Source organism: Paenibacillus sp. DMB5 (assembly GCF_001517085.1).
Taxonomy (GTDB): domain Bacteria; phylum Bacillota; class Bacilli; order Paenibacillales; family Paenibacillaceae; genus Paenibacillus_AQ.
Genome location: NZ_LRAC01000015.1, coordinates 17,903 through 44,881 on the forward strand (window position 1 = coordinate 17,903; position 26,979 = coordinate 44,881).

Consider the following 26,979-nt stretch of genomic DNA (forward strand, 5'->3'; position numbering starts at 1 on the left):
GAGCGCCTATTGTTCAAGCGGCCCCGCAGGGGCTAGCGCTACCTGCTCCTTGTTGCCGGGTGCGCCTCGGTCTCTTCTAAGACAGCTATCCGGGTGTCCAGAGGGCCGGGGCCCTTGGGGTCCCCCCTTGGCTAAGGGGGATTTAGGGGGATCGAAAATGCCTTAAGGTTTGGCTTTTGCTCAATAAGCCCTGGGATTGTAGTATTTTTTCATAAAATTTTACACGGTAAGGTTTTACTTTTGGAGGGATGCCGCATGTTAGCCAAACGTATCATTCCCTGCCTGGACGTAAAGGACGGGCGGGTAGTCAAGGGTGTGAATTTTGTTAATCTTCGCGATGCCGGGGATCCGGTGGAGCTGGCGGCGATTTATGACCGCGAAGGTGCTGACGAGCTGGTGTTCCTGGACATTTCCGCCTCGGTGGAAGGGCGGGCGACCATGGTGGAGGTTGTCCGCCAGACCGCCGGGGAGATCGCGATTCCTTTTACAGTCGGCGGCGGCATCTCGACTCCGGACGATATGAAGCGGATTCTGCGCGCCGGGGCAGATAAGATCGGCATCAACACGGCCGCAGTCAACAATCCACGGCTTATTCTTGAAGGGGCGCGCCGCTTTGGCTCCCAGTGTATTGTAGTGGCAATGGATGCCAAATATAATGAGGCTTGGGGCGAATGGGAAGTGTATACGCACGGCGGGCGCAAGCCGACCGGAATCCGGGCACTGGCCTGGGCGAAAGAGGCTGAACAGATGGGCGCCGGCGAGATTTTGCTAACCAGCATGGATGCTGACGGAACCAAGGACGGATTCGATCTGAAGCTGACAGCAGCGGTGAGCAGCCTGGTAGGCATTCCTGTCATCGCTTCCGGCGGCGCCGGGAAGATCGGCGACTTCTACGATGTATTTACTGAAGGTAAGGCCGATGCCGGGCTTGCCGCGACTATTTTTCACTATAAAGAAATTGCAATACATGATCTGAAGGCAGATTTGAAGTCTAAAGGGGTAGAAATCCGATGAGCCAAGAACAAGAAGCCATTATTGAAAATATCCGCTGGAATGAATCCGGGCTGCTGCCTGCCGTTGTGCAGGATGCACGCACGCTCGAGGTGCTGATGTTCGCCTACATGAATCCGGAGTCGCTGCGGCTCTCGCTTGAGAGCGGCCAGACCTGGTTCTGGAGCCGTTCCCGCAGTGAACTGTGGCATAAAGGCGGAACCTCGGGCAACACACAGGCCATTACTTCGATTCACTATGACTGTGACAGTGATACACTGCTGGTGAAGGTGGTTCCAGAGGGACCTGCCTGCCATACAGGTGAAAATACATGCTTTTACCGCGAAATCCCGCTTACTGGTCAGGCAGCAGCGGGGCCTCTGCGTACCGCAAGTGCAGATGAAGGGCGTTTTGCCGTACTGGGCGAGCTGGAGCGGGTGATTGCCGAGCGGGAAACCGAGCGTCCGGAGGGTGCTTATACTACCTATCTGTTCGATAAGGGCGTAGACAAGATTCTGAAGAAGGTGGGCGAGGAAGCCTCCGAAACGATTATCGCCGCCAAAAATAAAGACAATGCCGAGCTCCGCCTCGAAGTGAGCGATCTGATCTATCACCTGCTGGTGCTGCTGCAGGAGCGCAAGCTGCCGCTGGATGAGATTCTGGACGAGCTGAGCGCCCGACACGAACGTCCGCGCCGCGACTAGGAGGGGGTAGAGGGATGCATATCGACTATCATACCCATCATGAGCGCTGCGGTCATGCAGTAGGGAAGCTGGAGGAGTATGTGCAGCGCGGAATTGAGCTGGGCCTGCAGCAGCTGGGCCTGTCCGATCATCTGCCGCTGATTCATGTGGATCCGGATAGCTACTACCCTGAAATGGCCATGCCGCTGGCCGAGCTTCCGCGGTACGTCGAGGAATGCCTGACACTGAAGGAGCGCTACCGCGGAATCATTGATCTGCGTGTGGGGCTGGAGGCGGATTATATTGAAGGCTATGAGGAGCAGATCCGCGAGCTTTTGTCGCCCTATCCATGGGATTATCTGATCGGCTCTGTGCATTTTCTCGGAGAGTGGGATATTACGGATCACCGGCAGACCGGCGGCTGGGAAGGCAAAGATGTAATGGAGGTATACCGCCGTTATTATGATGCTGTAAGGAAGTCGGCGTTATCGGGATTATATGATATTATAGGACATATAGATGTGATCAAACGGTTCGGCTACGGCCCGCAGACTCCGGAGGAGAAGGCTGAATCCAGGGAACTGGAGCTTAGCGCGCTGAAGGCGATCGCCTCAAGCGGGATTGCCATGGAGCTGAATGCTTCCGGCCTGACCAAGCCCTGTGCCGAAATGTTCCCGGCGGAGCATGTATTGCAGCAGGCGCATACGCTGGGCATTCCGCTTACACTCGGCTCTGACGCCCACGACCCGGCCAAGCTGGGCGACGGGCTGCAGGAAGCCCGCAGTCTGCTATGGAATACCGGCTTCCGCGAACTGGCGGTGTTTGAAGGCCGTCGCCGTTCATTGGTACCGTTTGAGCTTAAATTATGATCTAAATTATGATCCCAGGAGGGTATTATGCAGCATCATCAATTGCGTATTTTTTCCGGTTCGTCAAATCCGAAGCTGGCCGCAGACATTGCGGAACGTCTCGGTGCACCCCTCAGCCCGATTAAGCTGACCCGTTTCAAGAGCGGTGAGATTTATGTGCATTATGAGGAGAGCATCCGGAACTGCGACGTATTTTTGGTGCAATCCCTCGCTCATCCTATTAATGAGCTGTTCGTAGAGCTGCTTGTGATGATTGATGCCGCCAAACGTGCCTCGGCAAGGACAGTGAACATTATCGTTCCTTACTACGGCTATGCCCGGCAGGAGCGCAAATCTGCACCCCGCGAGCCGATCTCGGCCAAAATGGTTGCCGATGTGCTGACCACTGCAGGGGCAACCCGGGTCATTACCATTGATCTGCACGCGGCCGCCATTCAGGGCTTCTTCAACATTCCGGTGGATCATCTGACTGCGCTTGATCTGATCAGCGGTTACCTGAAGGTTAAGAATATCTCCAACCCTGTGGTGGTTTCGCCGGATGCAGGACGTGCCTCCATGGCCGAGAAGCTGGCCAGCCGGCTGGATTCACCTTTTGCGATTATGATCAAGAAACGTCCGGCACATAACGAATCCGTTATCACGCATGTGATAGGAGATGTTGAGGGAAGAACGCCAATCATTATCGAGGACCTGATCGATACCGGCACGACAATTGTGAATGTGGTTGAGGGCCTTAAGGAGCGGGGAGCCGGCAACAGTATTGTCTGTGCAACACACGGGCTGTTCTCCGGTGATGCGCTGACACGTATGGATCATGACAATATTGATGAAATTGTTGTCACTGACTCAATTGCGCTGCCTGACGACCACTCTACCCGTTATAAGGTGCTGTCCGTTGCACCGATGCTGGCAGAAGCCACACGCATTATTATTGAAGGCGGATCCATCGATAAATTGTTCAGAGACGCGGGAATTTGATTCCCGCGTCTTTGCTGTGCAGCTGCGGTGCAGGAGCCGCTTCATCTATTTTCCTGAGGTGCGACCTTCCCTTAGCTTGAGAATCCCCCGCTCACTTGTGTTATACTGTGTGAAGCAGCTAAGCCCAGAGATGGAAACGATAGACTGCTTTAGGATAGGAGCCCGGAGTGCCCTTACGGCACAACCCTCCTATTTTTGCGTGAGGATAAGGAAGCTTACAAAGGGAGGTGCCTTGCTTCCATGATTGAGAGAACTTCAGATGAGACGGAGTTAAGCAATGTCATTCCGGTGACTCTGGATGCCAATTTTTTCTTTGAAAGAGCCGTTCGGTCGCTGGACCGCTTTCAATATGATAAGGCATTAAAGAATTTTCGCAAAGCTGTTGAATATGAGCCGGAGAATCCGGTAAATCACTGTAACATGGCAGGCATCTTATCGGAGATGGGTAATTATAAAGCATCCAATGATATTCTGACCCATGTACTGGAAAAGATCGACCCGGCGATGACCGAATGCCACTTCTACATGGCTAACAATTATGCCAATATGGAGAGCTTCGAGGAGGCAGAGCGCTCGCTCATGACGTATCTGGAGCAGGATGCCGCCGGTGAATATCTGGCGGAGTCCGAGGAGCTGATGGAGCTGCTGCAGTATGAGCTGGACCGTCCGGCTCCGCTGATCAAAATCCGCAGCCGTGAAGGGGTTGTGGAGCACGACCGTGCCCGTGCACTGCTGGAGGAAGGGAAGTTTCCCCAGGCGGTAGATCTGCTGGAGGAGATCGTCAAGGCAACTCCCGATTTTCTGGCAGCCCATAATAATCTGGCACTTGCCTATTTCTATATGGGCCGTTTTGCAAGAGCGAAGGAATGCCTGGGCGCTGTGCTGGAGCAGGACGCAGGCAATCTGCATGCCCTGTGCAATATGGCTATCTTTCTGCAGTATGCCGGGGACCGTGACCAGCTGGATACGCTTCTTGTAAGGCTTGAGGCCACCGTGCCCTTCCATAAGGAGCATGTGTTCAAAATGGCCACTACGATGGGCATTCTGGGCCGGCACAAGACGGCCTATAGTCATTTCCGCCGCCTGCTGAGGGATGAAGAGGTTGGCGCAGACGCCAGCCTGTTCCATTATTGCGCTGCTGCTGCGAGCAACAGCGGATTGCACAGCGACGCCTTGCGCTGCTGGCGGCAGGCCGCCAAGCTTGACCCGGCATCGCCTGTACCGGCTTTCTTCCTCGCCCAGCTGCAGCAGGCGCTGGCAGAGGGCCGGCCAATGTCGCCGGTCAGCTATAATTATCAGCTGCCTTTTCAGGAGCAGCTGAAGCAGTGGAAGAACAATGCCAGCAGCTTCACAGCTGAAGTACGCAGCAATCCGCTGCTGCGGGCCTCCTTCTTCTGGGCGCTGCGCTACGGCGATTCCGGGACCAGAATGCAGGTTACCGAGGCGCTCCGCTGGATTGAGGACGAAGAGATGTCCGAGGTGCTGGGCGAATTGCTGCAGCAGGAACCGCTCCAGGAGGAGAAGCTGCAGGAAGCGGCGCTGATCAGCCTGCAGCGGCTGATCGGAAGCAGCCTGAAGGAAAATCCTATTTCGGCAGAAGAGCAGGAACTGGCGCAGGGGGATTTGCCTTCTTCAACGGAGAAGGTATAACCCCGGCAAGGTAATATAAGCAAGCAGGTATAAATGAAGCGGGATTCTGCATCCTTATATTGTTTACCCGAAACAGTGAGAGGGCTTCTTCTGAAGCTCCGCCGCTGTTTCTTCTTATAAATCATTACCTACTCGTAAGGAGGCCATAGTGATGTACAAAACGATTGTAATCGGAACAGGCCCGGCAGGGCTGACTGCCGCTATTTATTTAGCCCGCGCCAATCTCAGCCCGCTCGTAATTGAAGGCTTGCAGCCGGGCGGACAACTGACAACGACGACAGAAGTGGAGAACTTTCCTGGCTTTCCTGAGGGAATTCTCGGCCCTGATCTGATGGAGAATATGCGCAAGCAGGCTGAGCGCTTCGGTGCACAGTTCAAGAACGGCTGGGTGGAATCGGTCGATTTCTCACAACGTCCGTTCAAAGTGAAGGTGGATGGGCTGGGTGTGCTTGAGGCGGAATCGGTCATCATTTCAACCGGCGCTTCCGCACGGTATCTGGGAATTCCGGGCGAGCAGGAGAATGTAGGGCGCGGGGTAAGCACATGCGCCACCTGTGACGGATTTTTTTCCGCGGGAAAAGATTATCGTTGTCGGGGGCGGAGACTCCGCCATGGAGGAAGCCAGCTTCCTGACCCGCTTTGCCTCTAACGTAACGCTGGTTCACCGCCGTGAGGAGCTGCGCGCTTCCAAGATCATGCAGGACCGGGCTCGTGAGAACAGCAAGGTGACCTGGGCGCTGAACCGCACCCCGCTGGCCGTAACAGTCGGAGATACAGGCGCAGTCAAAGGATTAACCGTGCGCAATAATGAGACAGGCCAGGAAGAGCTGATTGAGGCAGACGGTGTTTTCGTGGCAATCGGCCATACTCCTAACACCGGCTTCCTGGGAGGCCAGATTACTACAGATGCTAACGGGTATATTGTAGTGAACCCTGGTACGACGGAGACGAACATTCCGGGCGTATTTGCCTGCGGCGACGTTCAGGACACCCGTTACCGGCAGGCGATTTCTGCAGCCGGAACTGGCTGTATGGCCGCTATGGATGCCGAGAAGTATCTGGAAGGCACAATGGTGCATGACTGGAGCGAAAGCCTCGACAAGTAAAGTTTGAAGTATTCTACAGAATCAAGCCGGTAATTCCGCTTATGCGGGATGCCGGTTTTTTTGTGCAGGGAACGGCTGATTACCCCGGGCGCTAACCCGCGCAGCAGCAAGACGCAGGCGGCAACCGATTTATTTAAAAAATAAAGTACATATCAGCTTCAACTTAGTGATTGCAATCACAATGTGTGTATATGGGCTATGCTAAGCTGATGTTGAGAAGAGTTCTCAATAAGTGGATTAAAGGAATGGTGTCCATGAACAAAGTGCTGAAGATGGATGAGTCCATATTCGAGCTGGTGAGCCGGCATCCCGAGGTAACCGGCATTATGGTGGAGCTGGGGTTTCAGGATATTGCCAAACCGGGGATGCTGCAGACCGCAGGCCGGTTCATGACCCTGTCGAAGGGAATCAAACTGAAAAAAATGGATCCTGAAACAGTAAGGCAGACATTTGTCCGTCATGGTTTCGAGATTGTTGAATAGAAGCATTCCGCATATAAAGGAGAGAGTATAATGAGTGAATTAATTAACAACCGTGAAGTGGATGTACCCGAGCAGACCCGCCGCCAGGCGATGCTCAAGGAAATTATTAAAGAGCTGCATGCCGGTAAAAGTGTAGATGAGGTCAAAGCCCGTTTTGCTGAAGCGGTTGGCGATGTGACAGTAGCCGAAATTTCTGCAATGGAGCACTCGCTGATGACGGAGGAAGGTATTCCGGTAGAAGAAGTCCAGCGGCTGTGTTCGGTCCATACCGCAATTTTTAAAGGCTCGATAGAGCAGATTCACCGTTCCTCGAAGCCGGAGGAGCAGCCTGGTCATCCTGTTCACACCTTCAAGCTGGAGAACCGCGAAATTGAGCGGCTGGTTAACTTCCGTCTGGAGCTGCATGCCGGCAAGTTCCTGAAGAATGACAGCGACGAAATTATTTTCAAGCTGCTGGAGGATCTGAGTCTGCTGCTTGATCTTGACAAGCACTACAGCCGCAAAGAGAATCTGCTGTTCCCTTATCTGGAGAAGTACGGCATCTACGGGCCGACCAAAGTAATGTGGGGCGTGGATGACGGCATCCGGGCGATGATCAAAGCAGCCAAGGCAGAGCTAAGCTCATACAAAGGCAATAAGGAAGAGATCGGTGAACAGCTGACCCAGATTATTCAGGAAGTTAACGAAATGATCTTTAAGGAAGAAAATATTCTGCTGCCGATGGCGCTCGACAAGCTGACTGAGGACGAGTGGGTCAAAATTGCCCGTGAAAGCGACGAGATCGGCTTCTGTCTGACGGCGCCGGAGCAGGAATGGATACCGGAACGCTCACCTGAACCGGAAGGCGCAGCTGTCTCTGCTGAGGAGCAGCAGGCAGGCGAAAGCCCGCAGGGCTTTATCCGGTTTGAAACCGGCCTGCTGTCACTGCACCAGCTGGAGACCATCATGAACCATCTGCCGGTTGACCTGACCTTTATCGATGAGAATGATGTTGTCCGTTATTTCTCCCACGGTAAGGAGCGCATCTTTGCACGGACCAAGGCGGTCATCGGCCGTACCGTCCAGAACTGCCACCCGCCGCAAAGTGTGCATGTCGTGGAGAAGCTGCTGGAAGACTTCAAGGCAGGACGCAAGGATGCCGAGGATTTCTGGATTAACATAAAGGATAAGTTCATCTATATCCGTTACTTCGCAGTCCGGGATGAAGCCGGCCGTTACATGGGGACGCTGGAGTTCACCCAGAATATTGCCCCGATCCGCGCGCTGGAAGGTCAGAAACGGATTTTGTCGGAATAGAGTTAATTCTTCATAAGGTGCAGGCCTTAAGGCCTGTGCCTTTTTTTGCTGCTTAAAGAGTGTGGCCGACTGCGGGGATACCCGTAATAGTGTACAAGTCATAGATTATAGTGATAACGCATACAACGTTAATATGCCTGAAAAAGGAACCCCCTGTCGTCGGCTCAGCCAGCCCCCTTTTATCCAGCCTAGTTTTTAGAGTAGGGTATATAGCCGGGTGTGCCGCCTTTCCTTGACCGCAGGGGAGGCTTCTATTATAGTGGGTACGTAGGATTAACTATTTTAGCATAGAAAAAGGTGGCTTGTTACATGTCTGAGAATATCTACGTTGGCGTGGATTTAGGTGGAACCACGATTAAGGTTGGAATCTGCAATGCCGAGGGAACCCTGCTGCACACTTATGAGGGACCTACGGGGACTGCGGATGGCGTCGATGCCGTTATCGATAACATCGAGAAGTATGTGCGCCTGATTGTGGAAGAATCCCCGTACTCCTGGGAGCAGCTTGCCGGTGTGGGAGCAGGCCTGGCCGGATTTACGAATATTCGTGAAGGAATCATCATTCTTGCGCCTAACATAGGATTTAGAGATGTGCCGATCCGTTCCATCCTGGAAGGACGCCTTAACAAGCCTGTCAAAATAGACAATGATGCCAATGTGGCTGCGCTGGGTGAAGCCTGGAGCGGCGCGGGACGCGGCATTGAGAACTGTGTCTGCTATACGCTGGGAACCGGTGTCGGCGGCGGTATTATCATTAACGGCAAGGTATACCAGGGCTTCGGCGGTCTGGCCGGAGAGCTGGGCCATATCTCGGTTGTGCCTGACCTGGAAGCCATTCAATGCGGCTGCGGCAATATGGGCTGCCTGGAGACCGTATCCTCGGCCACCGGCATTATCCGTATGGCTAACGACGCTGTAGCACGCGGAGACCGTACTTCGCTTACTGCTGTGGAGAAGATTGCAGCGAAGGAAGTATTCGATGCTGCAAAAGCCGGCGACGAAGTCGCGCTGCGCATTGTTAACCGGGCCGCATTTTACCTGGGCAAGTCCATGGCGGCAGTTGCTGCCGTGCTGAACCCTGAAGTCTTTATTGTCGGCGGCGGAGTATCCAAGGCAGGCGACATTCTGTTTGATGAGGTGCGCCGTGTGTTTGCCAAGCTGGCTCCAGAGCCGCTGCAGAAGGGCGTTACCATCGTGCCTGCGGAGCTTGGAAATGATGCCGGCATTATTGGTGCGGCGGGTCTCTTGCTGCGTTCTTAATAAGCGGGACTTATTCATATACTAATCTTAGGGAGGGAACGCTCTCATGACCGAATTGGAGCACTCCGAAACGGCCGGCGCCACCCTGATCATTATTACAGGCATGTCAGGCGCAGGCAAAACAATTGCTGTTCAGAGTTTGGAAGACCTTGGTTTTTTCTGTGTGGATAATCTGCCGCCGGTGCTGATACCGAAATTTGCTGAACTGATTGAGCAGTCCAAAGGCAAGATCGCCAAAGTGGCACTCGTTATTGATTTGCGGGGACGGGAATTTTTTACGGCGCTTTCTGAATCGCTGACCTACATCAAAAATGAGTCAACGATCGGCTGCGAAATTCTCTTCCTCGATGCTACGGACTCCGTGCTTGTGCAGCGTTATAAGGAGAGCCGCCGGCATCATCCGCTGGCCCCCAAGGGGATGCCGCTTGACGGCATCCGGCTGGAGCGCCAGATGCTGGATGAGCTGAAGAATTCGGCTACCCTGTGTCTTGACACAAGCAGCATGAAGCCGGCCCAGCTGAAGGAGAAGATTGTCTCCAGGTTTTCTCACCTTGGCAAAAGCACACTCTCCGTTAATATTACTTCGTTTGGATTCAAGTATGGTATTCCGATTGATGCAGACCTCGTGTTTGATGTCCGCTTTTTGCCGAATCCGCATTATGTGGATCAACTGCGGCCCAAGACCGGCCAGGACAGCGATGTATATGACTATGTAATGAAATGGCCCGAAACGCAGGCTTTTCTGACCAAGCTGCTGGATATGCTCCACTTCCTGATTCCCCAGTACCGCAAAGAGGGCAAGTCCCAGATAATTATCGGCATCGGCTGTACCGGCGGCAAACACCGTTCAGTCGCCATATCCGAGTATCTGGGTAAAATGCTGGGAGTCAGCGAGACGGAGACGGTAGCGGTCAGCCACCGGGATTCCGAGCGTGACCGGCATTAACGAGAGAAGGGGTCTAAGTGTCCGAAGAACAAGAGAAACGTCCGCGGATCGTCGTTATGGGCGGCGGCACAGGGCTTTCTGTTATGCTTCGCGGTTTGAAAGAGAAGCCGCTTGATATTACAGCAATTGTAACAGTGGCAGATGACGGAGGCAGCTCCGGTATTCTGCGCAGTGAGCTGCAGATGCCGCCTCCCGGCGATATCCGCAATGTGCTGACAGCCATGGCGGATGTAGAGCCGCTTATGGCGCAGATTATGAGATACCGCTTCAGCAGTGGAGAAGGACTTGCCGGCCATAGTCTCGGCAATCTCATTCTCGCGGCGCTTACCGATATCTCGGGTGATTTTGTAACTGCTGTGCGGGAGCTGAGCCGGTTGTTCGCTGTCCGCGGACGAGTATTGCCCGCTGCCGGTGATGCGGTGGTGCTGCATGCCGAGATGGCTGACGGTACCATTGTTACGGGAGAGTCCAAAATACCCGAGGCCGGCGGCCGGATCAAACGGGTGTTTCTGGAGCCCGCAGATGTGGAGCCGCTTCCGGAGGCGCTGGAGGCGATCCGTGGTGCTGACGCCATTCTATGCGGTCCGGGCAGCCTGTACACCAGTATCCTGCCCAACCTGCTGGTGCCTAAGCTGGCGGAGGCTGTTGTAGAATCGGATGCGATCAAAATCTTTGTCTGCAATGTAATGACCCAGCCGGGCGAGACGGACAACTACACAGTCAGCGACCATCTCCAGGCCGTATACGATCACATCGGGCTGCATTTGTTCGATTATGTGATTGTCAACGACGGGGAGATCCCGGAGCAGGTGCAGGTCAAATATGCCGAGAAGGGCGCTCGCCCCGTGCTTCTTGACCGGGATGTGCTTGACGGCAACGGGTATAAGGTAATTGCTGATAAGCTGGTATTGTTCAAGACCTATTTGAGGCATGATACGGATAAGCTAAGCCACCATATTTACCAGCTGGTCAAGGATTGGATTTCCAGATAAACAAGCTTCAATGAACATGAAAGAGGTGAGCCCCTTGTCTTTTGCGGCACTTACCAAAAAAGAGCTGACGATGGTGGAGAGCCCGCCCTGCTGCGAGAAGGCGGAGATGTCAGCGCTGATCCGGATGAACGGATCCGTGCAGCTTTCAAGCAAAAAGGTGGTTCTGGACATCTCGACGGAGAACGCCGCGATTGCAAGGCGGGTATATTCTTTGCTTAAGAAATATTACCAGGTCCATATCGAGCTGCTCGTGCGTAAAAAAATGCGTTTGAAGAAAAATAACGTCTATATTGTCCGAATCCCCAGCCGGGTGCAGGAGATCCTGAAGGACCTGCGGATTGTATCCGAGGGCTTCATCTTCAATGACGGAATTGACGAGGAAATCGTCAGAAAAAACTGCTGCAAGCGGGCTTATCTCCGCGGAGCCTTCATGGCCGGCGGGTCGGTAAACAATCCCGAGGGCTCGTCCTATCATTTGGAAATCGCTTCCATGTATGAGGAGCACTGTAAAGCGCTGGTGGATCTGGCTGGTGAATTTCACCTGAACGCCCGCTGCATAGAGCGTAAAAAAGGCTTTATCCTATACATTAAGGAAGGCGAGAAGATCATCGAGTTCCTGAACCTGATCGGTGCGCACCAGGCGCTGTTCAAATTTGAGGATGTGCGGATTATGCGTGACATGCGCAACTCCGTAAACCGCATCGTCAACTGCGAAACGGCCAACCTGAACAAAACGATCAGTGCGGCTGTCCGGCAGATTGAGAACATCAAGCTGCTGCAGCGTGAGGTGGGGCTGGAGAGCCTTCCGGATAAGCTGCGCGAGGTCGCGGAAATCAGGCTGGCACACCCGGACATCAACCTGAAGGAAGTCGGTGAGATGCTGAAGGGGAACGTCAGTAAATCAGGTGTAAACCACCGTTTACGCAAAATTGATGAGCTGGCGGAGAAAGTCCGCGGCGGCTAATTATTTTTTTTCTAGTGTGGATGCGGTTATAATGATATAATATTATAAAATTAATGTGAAATTTTTGGGCAGATCTCAAATAGGGGGTAAGCGTTTCATGACAAAGCACCCGGTAGTTGTACGGTTGAAGACGGGGCTCCACGCTCGGCCGGCAGCATTGTTCGTGCAAGAAGCCAACAAGTTTTCGTCGGAGATTTTCGTGGAAAAAGACGATAAAAAAGTTAACGCCAAAAGCATCATGGGCATTATGAGCCTGGCGATCAGTTCCGGCACGGAGATTTATATCAGCGCGGATGGCGCCGATGCGGATCAGGCTGTAACCGCTTTGACAAGTCTTGTCAGCAAGGAAGAGCTGGAGAACCAATAGGTCTCCGCCTTGCTTACGATGTAGTTACAAAAAGCCCCTAACGGGGCTTTTTTTAATTTAAGAAAAAATGTTTTTGAAATGCGCACCTGAATGCAACTTTTACCAAAGAGGCCCGTCTAGAGGATACCAAACAAATAAAGGATCTGAAAGGGGAAGTTAAGCATGAAGAAATGGGGCAAATCACTCGGAGCGGTACTGCTGGCAGGAAGTTTGATTGTTGGAGGAATGGGGCTGAGCAGTGTGTTCAAAGGACCTGAAAAGGCTTACGCCGCAGAGGAAATTACCCGCAATATTGTCAGCGTAACAGGTAAGGGCGAGTTGTCGATCAAGCCGGATATCGTCTATCTGTCGATTGGAGCGAATTCATCTGCGGCAACGGCGCAGGAAGCGCAGAAAGCCAATGCAGCCAAAATTGCCAAAGTGACTGAACAGCTCAAAACAACCTGGGGAATCGCCGATAAGGACATCCAGAGCACCCAGTTCAGTGTTCAGCCTAATTACACTTACAGCGAAAAGGACGGACAGCAGGTTAAAGGCTACATCGCACAGCACACACTGCAGGTGGCTTACCGTGACCTGGCCAAGGTTGGAGCACTGCTCGATGCTGCTTCGGCTGCAGGCGCGAACAACATCGGTAGCGCGCAGTTTGCAATTGAAGATCCTTCCGCTTTTGAAGCCCAGGTTATCGAAAAGGCTATGGCTAACGCGGATGTAAAAGCAGCAGCTATCGCCAAGGCGGCAAAACGCAGCCTGGGCCAGGTTGTTACCGTAACCCAGAATGATGTAGGCAATAACCCTGTGTACTACATGGAAAATGCGGCAATGAGCAAGGCTGCTGCAGATACTGCCGGAGGCACTTCGGTTGAACCGGGCCAGGTTAAGGTTACTACCCAGCTCAGCGTAGTATATGAATTGAAATAGGATTGAAATTATGGGACCCTGCTTCTGCCGTTAATGGCACAGCGGGGTCTTTTTTCAGCAATCAGATGCTTCGCGGTAGAAATTCTCTCATTTTGTTTAAGGAAAAGTAACAAGACCCTTTAAATATGCTGTAAAAGCTTAAGAAACTGTAAGGGAATTTGTAACAATCATGGCAGCCGTACTCTCTATAATAAGAGAAGTGGACCAGGGGGCCAGGCTTTCCGGGTCTTAGGGGGAACATCAAGTCAATCATCGTACCTGCGGAAGGAGAAATCGGCATGAATATTATACTTAAGGAACAAGCGCGCAAATGGGGAACGGGCATCATGGCGGCAAGCCTGCTGCTTGGAGGTGGAATGCTGTCAGCAGGAGAAGCTCAGGCAGCACCGGCTGCAGTACAGGCTAAGACGGCCCAGTCAACGGTAGTACTGAAATGGAACGGCAGCATTACGCAGCAGACCGGCATTTTCAGCGGGGGCAAGGTCTGGGTACCTGTCAGCTTCCTGCGGGATACACTGGGTATGCCCGTGACCTATGATAAAGCGGATAAGACCTATTCCATCGGCAAAGGAAACACGCTGACCAAGCTGATGGTTTCGGATTACAGTATAGCGATTTCTGTGAACAATTATTTTCTGGGTGACTATGAAGCGAAAAATATAAATAACCGGCTGTATATACCATTTGACCTGATGACGGATTATCTGGGCTTTCAGGGGGACTGGAGTGCAGCTACCGGCCGTCTGAACGTAATGAAGCAGAAGCAAAATGCCATTACAATTACTACCGAGAGCTTCATCAAGGAGTCAGAGAACGCACCGATCAAGCTGGATTACCCGCAGGTGAGCGGGCTGGCTAATGCTGCGGCACAGAAGTCGATCAATGATACGATCAAGAAGCTGGTCCTTAATTATGCGGCAGATGCTGAGAAACAGATCGCTAACAGGTCGGAGGATGACCGGCCTTATGAGTTCCAAGGCGGATATGTGGTTACGTACAATAAGGACGGGGTACTCAGTCTGGTTACAGAACAGTACGGATACACAGGCGGAGCGCACGGAATGACCTACCGCAATGCCTTTACTTTCTCGCTGAAGGACGGTAAACGCCTGCTGATCGGTGATCTGCTGAAGGCCAACCCGAATTATAAAAAAGAGCTCAATACCAAGCTGTCTAAGCGGATTAAGGCTGAGGGCGGCTACCTCGGCGGATTTACCGGACTGAATACAGAGAAATACTTTTATTTAAAAGAAGGCAAGCTTGTCGTGTTCTTCCAGCTGTATGAATACACCGCATACGCTTCAGGATTCCCGCAGTTTGACTTTACCTTCAAGGAATTGCTGCCGGATGGAAGCAGCCCGTTCGCGGCTTTTAAATAAAGGCTTAGTCTGCGCCTCCGTGCATTGTAAAGAGCCCTTCTGCTGCCCCTATAGGGAGCCGGAGGGCTTTTTGCCGCCTGATTCCTCCGCAAGTACATATAAGGATGCCCTGCCGTTACGGGGCGCCTCTCCTGTTCATAAGCTGTAGAAAGTACCGTTTAACAGGAAGGGGGAAGAAAAGGATGAGCTATCAGTACACCGCGATCGGAGATTCCCTGACTACAGGCTTCGGGGCACTGCCCGGGAACGGGTTCGTACCGGTCTACCGGAGAATGGCGGAGGCCCGCCTGAGAACGCCAATCCGGCTGACGAACCTTGGTGTTAACGGACTGACTACGGACGGTCTGGAGCAACGGCTGAAGGGCGATTATAATTTCCGTCTGGCCGTACAGGAGGCTGACCTGATAACAATCTCCATTGGCGGCAATGACCTGATCAAAGCAGCCAAGGCGGCCGGCGGCCGTCCCGGTGATCTGTCACCGCTGCTGCAGAAGGCTCTGCGCGGCTGCAAAAGGAATATCAGTGATATCATGGGTACGCTGTCACAGCTCAAGGCCGGCATGAGTAAGCCATACATCATCCGGATTGTCGATTGTACAATCCCTATCCGCAGATAGATGAAGCTACGGAATGGGTCCGGCAGTTCAACCGGTATACTGCCGGCTACAGCAGCCGGGTCTGCGGATTTGCCTCTATTTACAATGAATTTGCCGGCAATGAGCGCGGCTTATTGTTCCTTGACCATATCCATCCTAACGGCAGGGGCTACCGGGTTATTGCCGGCAAGCTGGACGGTCTGGGGTACGGGCGGCTGGGTTAAGGTGTATAAGGATTCGGAACAGAATATATAAGAATGTAAAAAAGGCTGCCGGACCCTTGAGGGTCCCGGCAGCCTTCTGTACTGTTATTCAGCTTACACGCCGGCTGGCAGTGTCTTCTCGATAACTTTATCGACGATACCGTACTCGGCTGCATCAGCAGCACTCATGAAGTAATCGCGGTCTGTATCCTTCTCGATGCGTTCCAGCGGCTGGCCGGTACGCTCGGAGAGGATGCGGTTCAGCTTGTCGCGCAGCTTCAGGATGCGGCGGGCGCGGATTTCAATATCCGTTGCCTGGCCCTGAGCCCCGCCCAGCGGCTGGTGAATCATGATTTCACTGTTCGGCAGCGCAAAGCGCTTGCCCTTGGCACCGGCGTTCAGCAGGAATGCTCCCATGGAAGCAGCCATACCCACGCAGATCGTGGATACATCCGGTTTGATGTATTGCATTGTATCAAAGATAGCCATACCGGCTGTGATCGAACCGCCCGGGCTGTTGATATACAGGTGAATGTCCTTATCCGGGTCTTCGGCAGCCAGGAACAGCATTTGTGCGATGATGGAATTGGCTACCACGTCATTAACATCCGTTCCAAGGAAAATAATGCGGTCCTTCAGCAGGCGGGAATAGATGTCATAAGCGCGTTCGCCGCGGTTGCTCTGTTCTACTACCATTGGAATATAACTCACGTGTAAAACCTCCTTGAATGGGTTCTTCGGAATGTGTTCATTTTTTACTGTTACCGTATTAACCACATGATAAACAAAATCAAACAAAAAGTCAAAGAAAGTCAAACTTAGTTTTAAAAAAAAGAGCCATCAATCGGCTCTTTGGTTAATTAACAGTAGGACTACTGCTAAATTATGTACAAATATCAAAATAATGGCGCGCGCCAAGAATCGAACTTGGATCTCAGGCTTCGGAGGCCTACGTCATATCCATTGGACCACGGGCGCAACAGAATTTATTATAATACATGAAGTCAGAAATTGCAATAAACATTAAAGGTGACCTTAAAAATAACTTTATATGCTTTTAAAAATCCCCGTTTTCCGCTCGTTCACCAGAGGGAACACAGGTTGTTTCGGCTGTGCTAAGGGGAATTCAATTCTCTTACACCCTGTGACAGATGTATAAGATGAAAAGCGGTTGAGAATTATACTTTCGGATGACTTGCACTCCGCGTAATATTTGGTTAGAATATGTGTGGGACTTAAAAAGTTAACCCGGGACATTTTGAGACCACGAACAAGGGAATAGAGAAAGACGAAGTTGCAGGAGTGAAAGCATGCGCAATTTATTGGAAATCCAAAAGCAGCTTCTGCCGGATCTCATGGAAACCCTTAAGAGACGTTACACGATTCTACATCAGATCATGCTGTCCGATATTATTGGACGCAGAACACTGGCCGCGTCGCTTGATATGACCGAGCGGGTACTGCGCGCCGAGACGGATCTTCTGAAATCGCAAGGGCTCATTGAGATCGAGAGTGTCGGTATGCGCATTAGCGATGCCGGACGCAGAACGCTTGACCTGCTGGAGCCGATCGCCAAGAGCCTGTTCGGCCTGGATGATCTGGAAGAGAAGATCCGCTCAACGTATGATCTTAGCAAAGTTATTATCGTGCCCGGGGATTGTGAATCATCTCCGTTCACCAAGCGTGAGCTGGGACGTGCAGGCGCCAAGGCCTTTCTCGGTGTACTGCGCGGTGACGATACCATTGCCGTGACAGGCGGCTCTACACTGGCTGAGATGGCCGATCAGCTGACCCTGCCATTATCCGCCTCCTATAAGAATGCATGGGTTGTCCCTGCACGCGGAGGGCTTGGAGAGAGCATGGAGATTCAGGCCAATACGATTGCTTCTACCATGGCTAAGCGGATCGGAGCAAATTACCGTCTGCTGCATGTGCCGGATCTGCTCAGCGAGGAAGCTTACCAGTCGCTGGGGCATGACTCGAACATCGGGGAGATTGTACAAATCATCCGCAGATCGCGTATCATTGTTCATGGGATCGGTGATGCCCTGGAAATGACCCGCCGTCGCAGGCTGGATGAGGCTACGGTCTCGGAGATTCAGGCCGAAGGTGCGGTTGCCGAATCGTTCGGCTACTATTTTAATGAAGCCGGCGAGGTTGTCCATACCATGCGTACGATCGGGCTCCGTTTAGAGGATATCCTTCGTACAGAGGTCGTTATCGGTATCGCAGGGGGCAAACGCAAAGCCAAAGCGATCCACGCAATGCTGCGCTTCGGGCAAGAGGATATTCTGGTTATTGATGAGGCGGCTGCTGTCGAAATCGGCAAAGAAATCGACGCACAGTTGCAGCATGTGCTATAGATTCCAGGATATGGGGAGCTTTCGCAGTTATTTTGCATTATACTTAACATTGTTGTCTTGACGAGCTTCACGGCTTGTCTTGAATAAATAAAACGAAATCTAGGAGGAACTATTCAATGAGTGTAAAAGTTGGTATTAACGGTTTTGGACGTATTGGACGCCTTGCATTCCGCCGTATTCAAAATGTAGAAGGTATCGAAGTGGTAGCAATCAACGACTTGACTGACGCTAAGATGCTTGCTCATTTGCTTAAATATGATACAACTCAAGGTAAATTCCAGGGAGACGTTGAAGTTCATGACGGATTCTTCAAAGTAAACGGTAAAGAAGTTAAGGTTCTTGCGAACCGTAACCCAGAAGAACTGCCTTGGGGCGACCTCGGCGTAGACATCGTTCTGGAGTGCACAGGCTTCTTCACAACTAAAGAAGCTGCTGAAAAGCACCTTAAAGGCGGAGCTAAAAAAGTAGTTATCTCTGCTCCAGCTACAGGCGACATGAAAACTGTTGTTTACAACGTTAACCATGACATCCTTGATGGTTCCGAAACAGTTATCTCCGGCGCATCTTGCACAACCAACTGCCTGGCTCCAATGGCAAAAGTCCTGAACGACAAGTTCGGTGTGGTTGAAGGCCTGATGACTACAATCCACGCTTACACTGGCGACCAGAACACTCTTGATGCTCCACACGCTAAAGGTGACTTCAGACGCGCTCGTGCAGCTGCTGAGAACATCATCCCTAACACTACCGGTGCTGCAAAAGCAATCGGTCTGGTAATTCCAGAACTGAAAGGCAAACTTGACGGAGCAGCACAACGCGTGCCTGTTGCTACAGGTTCCCTGACTGAGCTGGTTACTGTTCTTGAGAAGAACGTAACTGTTGAAGAAATCAACGCAGCAATGAAGGAAGCTTCCGATCCGGAAACTTACGGCTACACTGAAGATGAAATCGTATCTTCCGACATCAAGGGCATGACTTTCGGTTCCCTGTACGATGCAACACAAACCAAAGTCCTGACTGTTGGCGACAAACAACTGGTTAAAACTGTTGCTTGGTACGACAACGAAATGTCCTACACTGCACAGCTGGTTCGCACTTTGGAACACTTCGCAAAACTGGCTAAGTAAGACCGGCTTAACATAAGCAGCATCTATAGAGCGGAAACAGAAGTTCCTTGTTTCCGCTCTTTCTAAATTTGGGTGTGGAGGAAGACTAATCATGAACAAAAAAAGCGTCCGTGATGTAGAAGTAGCAGGCAAACGCGTATTCGTGCGCGTCGATTTTAACGTTCCGGTGGAAGACGGCAAGATCACTGATGATACCCGTATCCGCGAAACCCTTCCAACGATTAAGTACCTGATCGAAAACGGTGCTAAGGTCATTCTGGCCAGCCACATGGGCCGTCCTAAGGGCCAATTCGTTGATTCCATGCGTCTTACCGTTGCTGCAGAGCGCCTGTCCGAGCTGCTCGGCAAACCGGTAGCCAAAGCTGATGAAGCTGTCGGCGAGGCTGTTAAAGCGCAAATCGCTGAGCTGAATGACGGCGACGTGCTTGTGCTTGAGAATGTCCGTTTCTATCCGGGCGAAGAAAAGAACGATCCTGAACTGGCTAAGCAGTTCGCTGAACTGGCTGACCTGTTCGTAAATGACGCGTTCGGCGCGGCTCACCGTGCTCATGCTTCTACTGAAGGTATCGCTCACTTCCTGCCGGCTGTATCCGGTCTTCTGATGGAGAAGGAATTGTCCGTACTGGGCAAAGCTCTTTCGAACCCTGAGCGTCCTTTCACTGCCATCATCGGCGGTTCCAAGGTTAAGGACAAAATCGACGTTATCGACAACCTCTTGAACCTGGCTGACAATGTTCTGATCGGCGGCGGCCTTTCTTATACATTCACCAAAGCTCAAGGCTATGAAATCGGCAAATCGCTGGTAGACAACGATAAAATCGACGCTGCGCTGGGATTCATCGAGAAGGCTAAAAAACTGGGCAAAAACTTCGTACTTCCGGTTGACGTTGTTGTCGCTGACAAGTTCGGTGCAGATGCCAACACCAAAATTGTAGATGTTACTGAAATTCCTGCTGACTGGGAAGGTCTGGACATCGGTCCTAAAACCCGTGAAATCTACGCCAATATCATCAAAGATTCCAAGCTGGTTGTTTGGAACGGACCTATGGGCGTATTCGAAATCGATATCTTTGCTGAAGGAACCAAGGCTGTAGCGCAGGCTTGCGCAACAACTGAAGGTTACACTGTCATCGGCGGCGGCGATTCCGCAGCTGCAGCAGAAAAATTCCAGCTGGCTGACCAAATGGATCACATCTCTACTGGCGGCGGCGCATCCCTGGAGTTCATGGAAGGTAAGGCACTTCCTGGCGTAGAAGCACTGAACGACAAGTAAGAGGCAAAGAAGGAGGCAATACAAGATTATGAGCAGAACACCTATTATCGCCGGCAACTGGAAAATGTTCAAAACCGTTCCGGAAGCAGAAGGCTTTATCGCTGAAGTTAAAGGCCAGGCAGAAGTAGAAGGCGTGGAAACTGTAATTTGCGCTCCTTTCACCAACCTGCCTGCACTGGTAGCAGCGGTTAAAGGTACATCCATCAAAATCGGTGCACAGAACCTGCACTTCGAAGACAACGGTGCTTACACAGGTGAAATCAGCGGCGTTATGCTGAAAGATCTGGGTGTAGACTACGTTATCATCGGCCACTCCGAGCGCCGCGCTTATTTCGGCGAAACGGATGAAATTGTAAACAAAAAAATGCACGCGGCATTCCGTCACGGCATTACTCCAATCGTATGTGTCGGCGAAAAGCTTGAAGAGCGCGAAGCTGACCAGACCAAGGAAGTTTGCAAGGTTCAAACTGAAGGTGCTTTTGCCGGTCTGAGCGCTGAACAGGCAGCTCAGGTTGTTATCGCTTATGAGCCAATCTGGGCGATCGGTACTGGTAAATCCTCCACTTCCCAAGACGCTAACGAAGTTATTGCTTACATCCGTACTCTTGTAAAAGACCTGTACGATGAAGCAACAGCTGAAGCTGTCCGTATCCAATACGGCGGCAGCGTGAAGCCTGAGAATGTAACGGAGTATATGAGTCAAAGCGACATCGACGGCGCTCTCGTCGGCGGTGCCAGCCTGCAGCCTGCTTCCTTCGTTTCACTCGTTGAGGGGGCGAAGTAAGGATGTCAGCTCCAAGACCTGTAGCATTAATCATCATGGACGGATTCGGATTGCGGAATACGGATGAAGGCAACGCGGTTGCCCAAGCCAATAAACCCAATTATGACCGTTACCTGAAGCAATATCCGAACACTACGCTTACCGCCTGCGGCGAAGCTGTAGGTCTGCCTGAAGGACAAATGGGCAACTCGGAAGTAGGACACCTTAACATCGGCGCAGGCCGGATCGTATACCAGGATCTGACCCGTATTGACAAGTCGATCCGTGACGGTGAGTTCTTTGAGAACGAAACGCTGGTTGCAGCTGTAAGAAGCGCCAAGTCCACCGGCAAAAAGCTTCACCTGTATGCGCTCGTATCCGACGGCGGCGTGCACAGTCACATCAATCATCTGTTCGCCATGCTCGATCTGGCCAAGAAGGAAGATATGCACGAAGTGTATATCCATGCTTTCATGGACGGACGCGACGTTGCGCCTGACAGCGGACAAAAGTTCGTTCAGGATCTGATCGCGAAGATCGAAGAAGTTGGTGTAGGTACAATTGCTACGGTATCCGGACGTTACTACGCGATGGACCGTGACAAGCGCTGGGAGCGTGTAGAGAAGGCTTACCGGGCAATGGTATATGGCGAAGGCCCTAAATATACCGATGCGCTGCAGGCCATCACTGCATCCTACCAGAATTCCGTGTATGATGAATTCGTAGAGCCTAGCGTAATCGTTGACAGCAACGACCAGCCGGTAGGAGTAGTGGAAAGCGGCGATTCCGTCGTATTCCTGAACTTCCGTCCTGACCGTGCGATTCAGCTGTCGCAGGTATTCACGAACTCCGATTTCCGCGGGTTCGACCGTGGTCCTTTGTTCCCGCAGGATCTGCACTTCGTGTGCCTGACTACGTTCAGTGAAACGGTACAGGGCTATGTAGCCTACTCGCCGAAGAACCTGGACAATACCCTGGGTGAAGTGCTTGTACAGAACAACAAGAAGCAGCTGCGTATTGCGGAAACTGAAAAGTACCCGCACGTAACCTTCTTCTTCAGCGGCGGACGCGACGAAGAGCTTCCAGGCGAAACCCGCATCCTGATTAACTCGCCAAAAGTGGCAACCTATGATCTGAAGCCTGAGATGAGCGCATACGAAGTGGCGGCGGCCTGCGTAGCGGAAATCGAAGCGGACAGACAGGATGCCATTATCCTGAACTTTGCGAACCCTGATATGGTAGGACACTCCGGCATGCTGGAGCCTACGATCAAGGCGGTTGAAGTAACGGATGAATGTGTGGGTAAAGTCGTAGATGCAGTTGTTGCCAAGGGCGGCGTTGCGATCATCATTGCCGACCACGGTAATGCCGATATGGTATTTGACGAGCAGGGACGTCCGTTCACCGCTCACACCACCAATCCGGTTCCGTTCATTGTAACCACTGAGAATGTTGTTCTGCGCGAATCCGGTATCCTTGCCGATGTAGCACCGACAATTCTGGATCTGATGGGACTTCCGCAGCCTGCGGAAATGACCGGACAATCCATGATTGCCAGCCGCAAATAAGCAGGAGCCCAACGAATGCTTTGCAATAACCAAAACCATAGTTAAAAGGAGATTAACTTACATGACTATTATTTCTGATGTATATGCACGCGAAGTCCTTGACTCCCGCGGTAACCCTACTGTAGAGGTTGACGTTTACCTGGAATCCGGCGCTAAAGGCCGCGCTATCGTTCCTTCCGGCGCTTCCACTGGCGCTCATGAAGCTGTAGAGCTTCGTGACGGCGACAAATCCCGTTACATGGGCAAAGGCGTTCTGAAGGCTGTTGAGAACGTAAACGAAATCATCGCTCCAGAAGTAATCGGTATGGACGCTCTTGACCAAGTGGGCATCGACAAGCTGATGATCACTCTGGACGGAACTCCTAACAAAGGTAAGCTGGGCGCTAACGCAATCCTGGCTGTATCCATGGCAGTAGCCCGCGCAGCTGCAGCAGCTCTGGATATTCCTTTGTACGTATACCTGGGCGGATTCAACGCTAAAGCACTGCCAGTACCAATGATGAATATCATCAACGGTGGTGAGCATGCTGACAACAACATCGACGTTCAAGAGTTCATGGTTCTGCCAGTAGGCGCTCCTAGCTTCAAAGAAGCTCTGCGTACAGGTGCTGAAATCTTCCACAACCTGAAATCCGTACTGCAGTCCAAAGGCCTGAACACAGCTGTAGGTGACGAAGGCGGCTTCGCTCCTAACCTTGGTTCCAACGAAGAAGCAATCACTACAATCATCGAAGCAATCGAAAAAGCCGGTTACAAACCAGGTGTTGACGTATTCCTGGGTATGGACGTTGCTTCCACTGAGTTCTACAAAGATGGCAAGTACACACTTGCTGGCGAAGGCAAATCCTACACTTCCGCTGAGTATGTTGACCTGCTGGCTTCCTGGGTTGAGAAGTACCCAATCATCACAATCGAAGACGGTATGTCCGAAGACGACTGGGAAGGCTGGAAATTGCTCACTGAAAAATTGGGCGACAAAGTTCAATTGGTTGGTGACGACCTGTTCGTTACTAACACTGAGCGTCTTGCTACAGGTATCGAAAAAGGTATCGGTAACTCCATCCTGGTTAAGGTTAACCAGATTGGTACACTGACTGAAACTTTCGATGCTATCGAAATGGCTAAACGCGCTGGTTACACTGCTGTTATCTCCCACCGTTCCGGTGAGTCCGAAGACAGCACAATCGCTGACATCGCTGTTGCTACCAATGCTGGCCAGATCAAAACAGGTGCTCCTTCCCGTACTGACCGCGTTGCCAAGTACAACCAATTGCTTCGCATCGAAGACGAACTGGGTGAATTGGCTCAATACAACGGCCTCAAATCCTTCTACAACCTCAAAAGATAATTTCTTTTGATATAGCTTTACAGGGCCTGCCGGTTTCCGGCAGGCTTTTTTATGAGTTGTTGGCTGGTTGAAGGTTGTATTCGCTTTAACGCTATGATAAAATAAAAATGCTGTTTATGAATTCGTGAAATCTAAATTACCATAGATAGTGATGCTTGGACGTAGGAGGTGGAAGTGAATGGATATCTTTTTGAAAATTGTGCTCCTGATTTTTTCCGTCGGTCTGATTGCGGTCGTTCTTCTGCAAAAAGGGAAAAGCGCAGGTCTTTCCGGTGCCATCTCCGGCGGTGCTGAGCATCTCTTCGGTAAAACCAAAGCCCGCGGTATGGAACTCGTACTGCAGCGTGTAACAGTTGCATTGGCAGCCGGATTCTTTATCATGTCAATCGTTGTTGCCATTTTTGTTGACTAAACTGCATACACTAAGCCTTCGCTCTGTTCTGAATGGAATGGGGCGGGGGCTTTTTATTTTTGGATTTTTGAGCCTGCGTTAACCTTGGGATAATCATAACAGGGATGGGCGGGATTGATTTCGTGTATACTAGGGTATGAAGTATATAGAGGTAAAATTTACTTGAAGCGCGAAAAACCAAAGAGGACAAGACGTACATATTTGCCGCAGCATACGATGCTGCGAAAGGGCCGAGGTGACTTATTTGATAACACAGGAAATATTACTTGATTTTATGCGGGAAACCGCTTATAAGCCGCTGACATACGATGAGCTGGTCAGCCATTTTGCAATAGAGGACAGCGCTGCGTTCAAGGCGTTTGAGGATTTGCTCTCAGAGCTGGAGCAGGACGGCCGGATCGTACTGACCCGGAATAACCGTTATGGTGTGCCGGAACGGATGGATCTTTTGCGCGGGCGGCTGCAGGCGCATGCTAAAGGCTTCGCTTTCCTGATTCCTGATGACCGCGACCATCCTGATGTCTACATTCATGCCAATGATCTCAAAGGTGCAATGAACGGCGATATTGTGCTGATCCGGATTACCTCCAAAAGCCCGTCCGGCGGGCGGATGGAAGGTGAAGTGGTGCGGATCGTCAAGCGCGGCGTATTGCAGACTGTAGGAGTGTTTCAGAGCCTGGAGACTTACGGATTTGTGCTGCCGGATGATAAGCGGATCAACCGGGACATTTTTATTCCGAAGCAGTCGTTTGGCGGTGCGGTTGACGGCGAAAAGGTTGTCGTGCGCATCGTTAATTATCCGGAGGGCCGGGCAGCGGCAGAGGGCGAAATCATCGAGATTCTCGGGCATAAGGATGACCCGGGTGTTGATATTCTGTCCGTTATCCGCAAGCATCAGCTGCCGGAGGCTTTTCCTGCTGAGGTAATGCGGGAGGCGGAGCAGGCTCCGGATTCCATTACGGAAGAGGAGATTGTACAGCAGGGCCGGCGCGATCTGCGCGGACTGAACATTGTTACCATCGACGGCGCTGATGCCAAGGATCTTGATGATGCGGTTAACGTGCAGCGCCTGGAGAATGGAAACTACAAGCTGGGCGTTCATATTGCTGACGTCGGTTATTACGTGCGTGAAGGCTCGGAGCTGGATAAGGAAGCTTATGACCGGGGATGCAGCGTCTACCTGGTAGACCGGGTTATTCCGATGCTGCCGCACCGGCTCTCGAACGGGATCTGCAGTCTTAACCCCAAGGTGGACCGGCTCACCATGTCCTGTGAGATGGAATTCAACGAGCATATGAAGGTCGTGAAGCATGATGTCTTTACGAGCGTTATCCGGACCAAAGAAAGAATGACCTATTCCGACGTCCGCAAAATTGTGGAGGATGAAGATCCGGAGCTGCTGGAGCGCTACAGCCCGCTGATTGAGGATTTCCGTCTGATGAAAGAGCTGGCGATGAAGCTGCGGGCGGCCCGGATGCGGCGCGGGGCGGTTGATTTTGACTTTGAAGAAAGCAAGATCATCGTCGATGAGACCGGCAAGGCAATTGATATCGTAAAACGTGAGCGTTCCGTGGCTGAGCAGATTATTGAGGAGTTTATGCTGGCGGCTAACGAGACAGTGGCCGAGCATTTCCATTGGCTGAAAGTGCCGTTCCTGTACCGGATTCATGAGGACCCGGACCAGGAGAAGCTGCAGAACTTTATGGCTTTTGCCGCTAACTTCGGTTACCATGTCAAAGGCCGGGGGAATTCCATTCACCCGCGTGCCCTGCAGGATCTGCTGGAGCAGATCGAAGGGACGAAGGAGCAGACGGTGATCAGCACGATGATGCTGCGCTCGATGAAACAGGCGAAATATGATGCCGAAAGCACAGGCCACTTTGGACTGGCTGCCGAATACTATTCCCATTTCACTTCACCAATCCGCCGTTATCCTGACCTGGTCATTCACCGCGTGATGCGTGAGGTGCTTGAAAACGGCGGGGCGCTGACCGAGAAACGGCATGAGTATCTGGCCAGCAGGATGCCGGATATTGCCCAGCAGTCCTCCGAGCGTGAGCGCGTGGCCGTTGAAGCTGAACGTGATACCGAACAGCTGAAGAAGGCTGAGTATATGCAGGATAAGGTCGGTGAGGAGTTCGAGGCGATGGTCAGCAGTGTGACCAGCTTCGGGATGTTCATCGAGCTTGAAAATACAGTCGAAGGCCTGATCCGTCTCAGCGCCCTGACGGATGATTACTACCACTTCGACGAAGCCCATATGGCGCTGATCGGCGAGCGCACCTCCAAGGTGTTCCGCATCGGCGACGAGGTGAAGATCCGAGTCGCCAAGGTGAATATGGACGACCATACGATCGACTTCGAGCTGGTCGACATGAAGCCGCGTGCGGCGGGCGAGCACCGCAGCTACGGCGGCCGGCCGGGCAAGGGCGGCGGCTTCGCC

Annotated in this window: 25 protein-coding genes, 1 tRNA gene and 1 pseudogene; 25 read left to right on the plus strand and 2 right to left on the minus strand. The window is 52.0% G+C overall.

Features of this window, described 5'->3' with window-relative positions; genetic code table 11:
* Positions 1-255 precede the first annotated feature (255 nt).
* From hisF to AWJ19_RS36205, 17 genes and pseudogenes are all read left to right on the plus strand, one after another.
* A complete protein-coding gene (gene hisF, locus AWJ19_RS03690; protein ID WP_068721671.1) occupies positions 256-1,014 on the plus strand; it encodes an imidazole glycerol phosphate synthase subunit HisF in 759 nt (252 codons plus the stop codon).
* The gene (hisIE, locus tag AWJ19_RS03695) at positions 1,011-1,694 is read left to right on the plus strand and encodes a bifunctional phosphoribosyl-AMP cyclohydrolase/phosphoribosyl-ATP diphosphatase HisIE (protein WP_068721673.1); all 684 of its coding nucleotides are present in this window, start codon (positions 1,011-1,013) and stop codon (positions 1,692-1,694) included. Before hisF ends, hisIE begins: the two co-directional genes overlap by 4 nt.
* 14 nt (positions 1,695-1,708) lie before the next feature.
* On the plus strand, positions 1,709-2,542 hold the full coding sequence (gene hisJ, locus AWJ19_RS03700) for a histidinol-phosphatase HisJ (protein WP_068721675.1): 834 nt from the start codon (positions 1,709-1,711) through the stop codon (positions 2,540-2,542).
* 27 nt (positions 2,543-2,569) lie between these two features.
* Positions 2,570-3,520, plus strand: a complete 951-nt coding sequence (locus AWJ19_RS03705) for a ribose-phosphate pyrophosphokinase (RefSeq protein WP_039869041.1) — start codon at positions 2,570-2,572, stop codon at positions 3,518-3,520.
* A gap of 240 nt (positions 3,521-3,760) precedes the next feature.
* On the plus strand, positions 3,761-5,170 hold the full coding sequence (locus tag AWJ19_RS03710) for a tetratricopeptide repeat protein (protein WP_241781584.1): 1,410 nt from the start codon (positions 3,761-3,763) through the stop codon (positions 5,168-5,170).
* A 151-nt stretch (positions 5,171-5,321) separates the two neighbouring features.
* Positions 5,322-6,276, plus strand: a pseudogene (gene trxB / locus AWJ19_RS03715) (thioredoxin-disulfide reductase).
* A gap of 254 nt (positions 6,277-6,530) precedes the next feature.
* Positions 6,531-6,758, plus strand: coding sequence for a DUF1858 domain-containing protein (locus AWJ19_RS03720; protein WP_068721677.1), 228 nt, complete (start codon positions 6,531-6,533; stop codon positions 6,756-6,758).
* 30 nt (positions 6,759-6,788) lie between these two features.
* On the plus strand, positions 6,789-8,054 hold the full coding sequence (locus tag AWJ19_RS03725; RefSeq protein WP_068721679.1) for a DUF438 domain-containing protein: 1,266 nt from the start codon (positions 6,789-6,791) through the stop codon (positions 8,052-8,054).
* A 309-nt stretch (positions 8,055-8,363) separates the two neighbouring features.
* Positions 8,364-9,314 carry an ROK family glucokinase gene (locus tag AWJ19_RS03730; protein WP_068721681.1) on the plus strand — a complete coding sequence of 317 codons (951 nt, stop codon included), beginning with the start codon at positions 8,364-8,366 and terminating at the stop codon, positions 9,312-9,314.
* Between the two features lie 46 nt (positions 9,315-9,360).
* Positions 9,361-10,260: an RNase adapter RapZ gene (rapZ, locus tag AWJ19_RS03735; RefSeq protein ID WP_068721683.1), complete on the plus strand. Its 900-nt coding sequence runs from the start codon at positions 9,361-9,363 to the stop codon at positions 10,258-10,260.
* 56 nt (positions 10,261-10,316) lie between these two features.
* Positions 10,317-11,252 (plus strand): YvcK family protein, encoded by a 936-nt coding sequence (locus AWJ19_RS03740; protein ID WP_198536462.1) that lies wholly within the window; start codon positions 10,317-10,319, stop codon positions 11,250-11,252.
* A gap of 34 nt (positions 11,253-11,286) precedes the next feature.
* A complete protein-coding gene (gene whiA, locus AWJ19_RS03745) occupies positions 11,287-12,216 on the plus strand; it encodes a DNA-binding protein WhiA (protein ID WP_068721687.1) in 930 nt (309 codons plus the stop codon).
* 97 nt (positions 12,217-12,313) lie between these two features.
* Positions 12,314-12,583: an HPr family phosphocarrier protein gene (locus AWJ19_RS03750; protein WP_019914358.1), complete on the plus strand. Its 270-nt coding sequence runs from the start codon at positions 12,314-12,316 to the stop codon at positions 12,581-12,583.
* Between the two features lie 162 nt (positions 12,584-12,745).
* A complete protein-coding gene (locus AWJ19_RS03755; RefSeq protein WP_068721689.1) occupies positions 12,746-13,504 on the plus strand; it encodes an SIMPL domain-containing protein in 759 nt (252 codons plus the stop codon).
* A gap of 278 nt (positions 13,505-13,782) precedes the next feature.
* A complete protein-coding gene (locus AWJ19_RS03760) occupies positions 13,783-14,883 on the plus strand; it encodes a DUF4163 domain-containing protein (RefSeq protein ID WP_068721691.1) in 1,101 nt (366 codons plus the stop codon).
* Positions 14,884-15,065: 182 nt separating this feature from the next.
* Positions 15,066-15,500 carry a GDSL-type esterase/lipase family protein gene (locus AWJ19_RS03765; protein WP_241781585.1) on the plus strand — a complete coding sequence of 145 codons (435 nt, stop codon included), beginning with the start codon at positions 15,066-15,068 and terminating at the stop codon, positions 15,498-15,500.
* Positions 15,476-15,703 (plus strand): hypothetical protein, encoded by a 228-nt coding sequence (locus AWJ19_RS36205; RefSeq protein WP_241781586.1) that lies wholly within the window; start codon positions 15,476-15,478, stop codon positions 15,701-15,703. Before AWJ19_RS03765 ends, AWJ19_RS36205 begins: the two co-directional genes overlap by 25 nt.
* Before the next feature lie 93 nt (positions 15,704-15,796).
* Here AWJ19_RS36205 and clpP read toward each other — a convergent pair whose 3' ends face one another.
* On the minus strand, positions 15,797-16,393 hold the full coding sequence (gene clpP, locus AWJ19_RS03770) for an ATP-dependent Clp endopeptidase proteolytic subunit ClpP (protein ID WP_068721693.1): 597 nt from the start codon (positions 16,391-16,393) through the stop codon (positions 15,797-15,799).
* Between the two features lie 195 nt (positions 16,394-16,588).
* Positions 16,589-16,660 (minus strand) — tRNA-Arg (locus tag AWJ19_RS03775).
* A 332-nt stretch (positions 16,661-16,992) separates the two neighbouring features.
* Between AWJ19_RS03775 and AWJ19_RS03780 the strand changes: the two genes are divergently transcribed.
* The 8 genes from AWJ19_RS03780 to rnr form a co-directional block, all read left to right on the plus strand.
* The gene (locus AWJ19_RS03780) at positions 16,993-18,045 is read left to right on the plus strand and encodes a sugar-binding domain-containing protein (RefSeq protein WP_068721696.1); all 1,053 of its coding nucleotides are present in this window, start codon (positions 16,993-16,995) and stop codon (positions 18,043-18,045) included.
* Between the two features lie 116 nt (positions 18,046-18,161).
* Positions 18,162-19,172 (plus strand): type I glyceraldehyde-3-phosphate dehydrogenase, encoded by a 1,011-nt coding sequence (gene gap, locus AWJ19_RS03785; protein ID WP_068721698.1) that lies wholly within the window; start codon positions 18,162-18,164, stop codon positions 19,170-19,172.
* Positions 19,173-19,263: 91 nt separating this feature from the next.
* Positions 19,264-20,445, plus strand: coding sequence for a phosphoglycerate kinase (locus tag AWJ19_RS03790; RefSeq protein ID WP_068721700.1), 1,182 nt, complete (start codon positions 19,264-19,266; stop codon positions 20,443-20,445).
* A 28-nt stretch (positions 20,446-20,473) separates the two neighbouring features.
* Positions 20,474-21,229 (plus strand): triose-phosphate isomerase, encoded by a 756-nt coding sequence (gene tpiA, locus AWJ19_RS03795; protein WP_068721702.1) that lies wholly within the window; start codon positions 20,474-20,476, stop codon positions 21,227-21,229.
* 2 nt (positions 21,230-21,231) lie between these two features.
* On the plus strand, positions 21,232-22,776 hold the full coding sequence (gpmI, locus tag AWJ19_RS03800; protein ID WP_068721704.1) for a 2,3-bisphosphoglycerate-independent phosphoglycerate mutase: 1,545 nt from the start codon (positions 21,232-21,234) through the stop codon (positions 22,774-22,776).
* Positions 22,777-22,837: 61 nt separating this feature from the next.
* The gene (eno, locus tag AWJ19_RS03805) at positions 22,838-24,124 is read left to right on the plus strand and encodes a phosphopyruvate hydratase (RefSeq protein ID WP_068721706.1); all 1,287 of its coding nucleotides are present in this window, start codon (positions 22,838-22,840) and stop codon (positions 24,122-24,124) included.
* 178 nt (positions 24,125-24,302) lie between these two features.
* Positions 24,303-24,536: a preprotein translocase subunit SecG gene (secG, locus tag AWJ19_RS03810; protein WP_068721708.1), complete on the plus strand. Its 234-nt coding sequence runs from the start codon at positions 24,303-24,305 to the stop codon at positions 24,534-24,536.
* A gap of 244 nt (positions 24,537-24,780) precedes the next feature.
* Positions 24,781-26,979: ribonuclease R (rnr, locus tag AWJ19_RS03815; protein WP_068721710.1), on the plus strand; the 2,199-nt coding region annotated here is incomplete at its 3' end.

Coding starts and splice junctions, on each gene's coding strand:
- hisF (WP_068721671.1), top strand. CDS start 256: ATGTTAGCCAAACGTATCATTCCCTGCCTGGACGTAAAGGACGGGCGG.
- hisIE (WP_068721673.1), top strand. CDS start 1,011: ATGAGCCAAGAACAAGAAGCCATTATTGAAAATATCCGCTGGAATGAA.
- hisJ (WP_068721675.1), top strand. CDS start 1,709: ATGCATATCGACTATCATACCCATCATGAGCGCTGCGGTCATGCAGTA.
- AWJ19_RS03705 (WP_039869041.1), top strand. CDS start 2,570: ATGCAGCATCATCAATTGCGTATTTTTTCCGGTTCGTCAAATCCGAAG.
- AWJ19_RS03710 (WP_241781584.1), top strand. CDS start 3,761: ATGATTGAGAGAACTTCAGATGAGACGGAGTTAAGCAATGTCATTCCG.
- AWJ19_RS03720 (WP_068721677.1), top strand. CDS start 6,531: ATGAACAAAGTGCTGAAGATGGATGAGTCCATATTCGAGCTGGTGAGC.
- AWJ19_RS03725 (WP_068721679.1), top strand. CDS start 6,789: ATGAGTGAATTAATTAACAACCGTGAAGTGGATGTACCCGAGCAGACC.
- AWJ19_RS03730 (WP_068721681.1), top strand. CDS start 8,364: ATGTCTGAGAATATCTACGTTGGCGTGGATTTAGGTGGAACCACGATT.
- rapZ (WP_068721683.1), top strand. CDS start 9,361: ATGACCGAATTGGAGCACTCCGAAACGGCCGGCGCCACCCTGATCATT.
- AWJ19_RS03740 (WP_198536462.1), top strand. CDS start 10,317: ATGGGCGGCGGCACAGGGCTTTCTGTTATGCTTCGCGGTTTGAAAGAG.
- AWJ19_RS03750 (WP_019914358.1), top strand. CDS start 12,314: ATGACAAAGCACCCGGTAGTTGTACGGTTGAAGACGGGGCTCCACGCT.
- AWJ19_RS03755 (WP_068721689.1), top strand. CDS start 12,746: ATGAAGAAATGGGGCAAATCACTCGGAGCGGTACTGCTGGCAGGAAGT.
- AWJ19_RS03760 (WP_068721691.1), top strand. CDS start 13,783: ATGAATATTATACTTAAGGAACAAGCGCGCAAATGGGGAACGGGCATC.
- AWJ19_RS03765 (WP_241781585.1), top strand. CDS start 15,066: ATGAGCTATCAGTACACCGCGATCGGAGATTCCCTGACTACAGGCTTC.
- AWJ19_RS03780 (WP_068721696.1), top strand. CDS start 16,993: ATGCGCAATTTATTGGAAATCCAAAAGCAGCTTCTGCCGGATCTCATG.
- gap (WP_068721698.1), top strand. CDS start 18,162: ATGAGTGTAAAAGTTGGTATTAACGGTTTTGGACGTATTGGACGCCTT.
- AWJ19_RS03790 (WP_068721700.1), top strand. CDS start 19,264: ATGAACAAAAAAAGCGTCCGTGATGTAGAAGTAGCAGGCAAACGCGTA.
- tpiA (WP_068721702.1), top strand. CDS start 20,474: ATGAGCAGAACACCTATTATCGCCGGCAACTGGAAAATGTTCAAAACC.
- gpmI (WP_068721704.1), top strand. CDS start 21,232: ATGTCAGCTCCAAGACCTGTAGCATTAATCATCATGGACGGATTCGGA.
- eno (WP_068721706.1), top strand. CDS start 22,838: ATGACTATTATTTCTGATGTATATGCACGCGAAGTCCTTGACTCCCGC.
- secG (WP_068721708.1), top strand. CDS start 24,303: ATGGATATCTTTTTGAAAATTGTGCTCCTGATTTTTTCCGTCGGTCTG.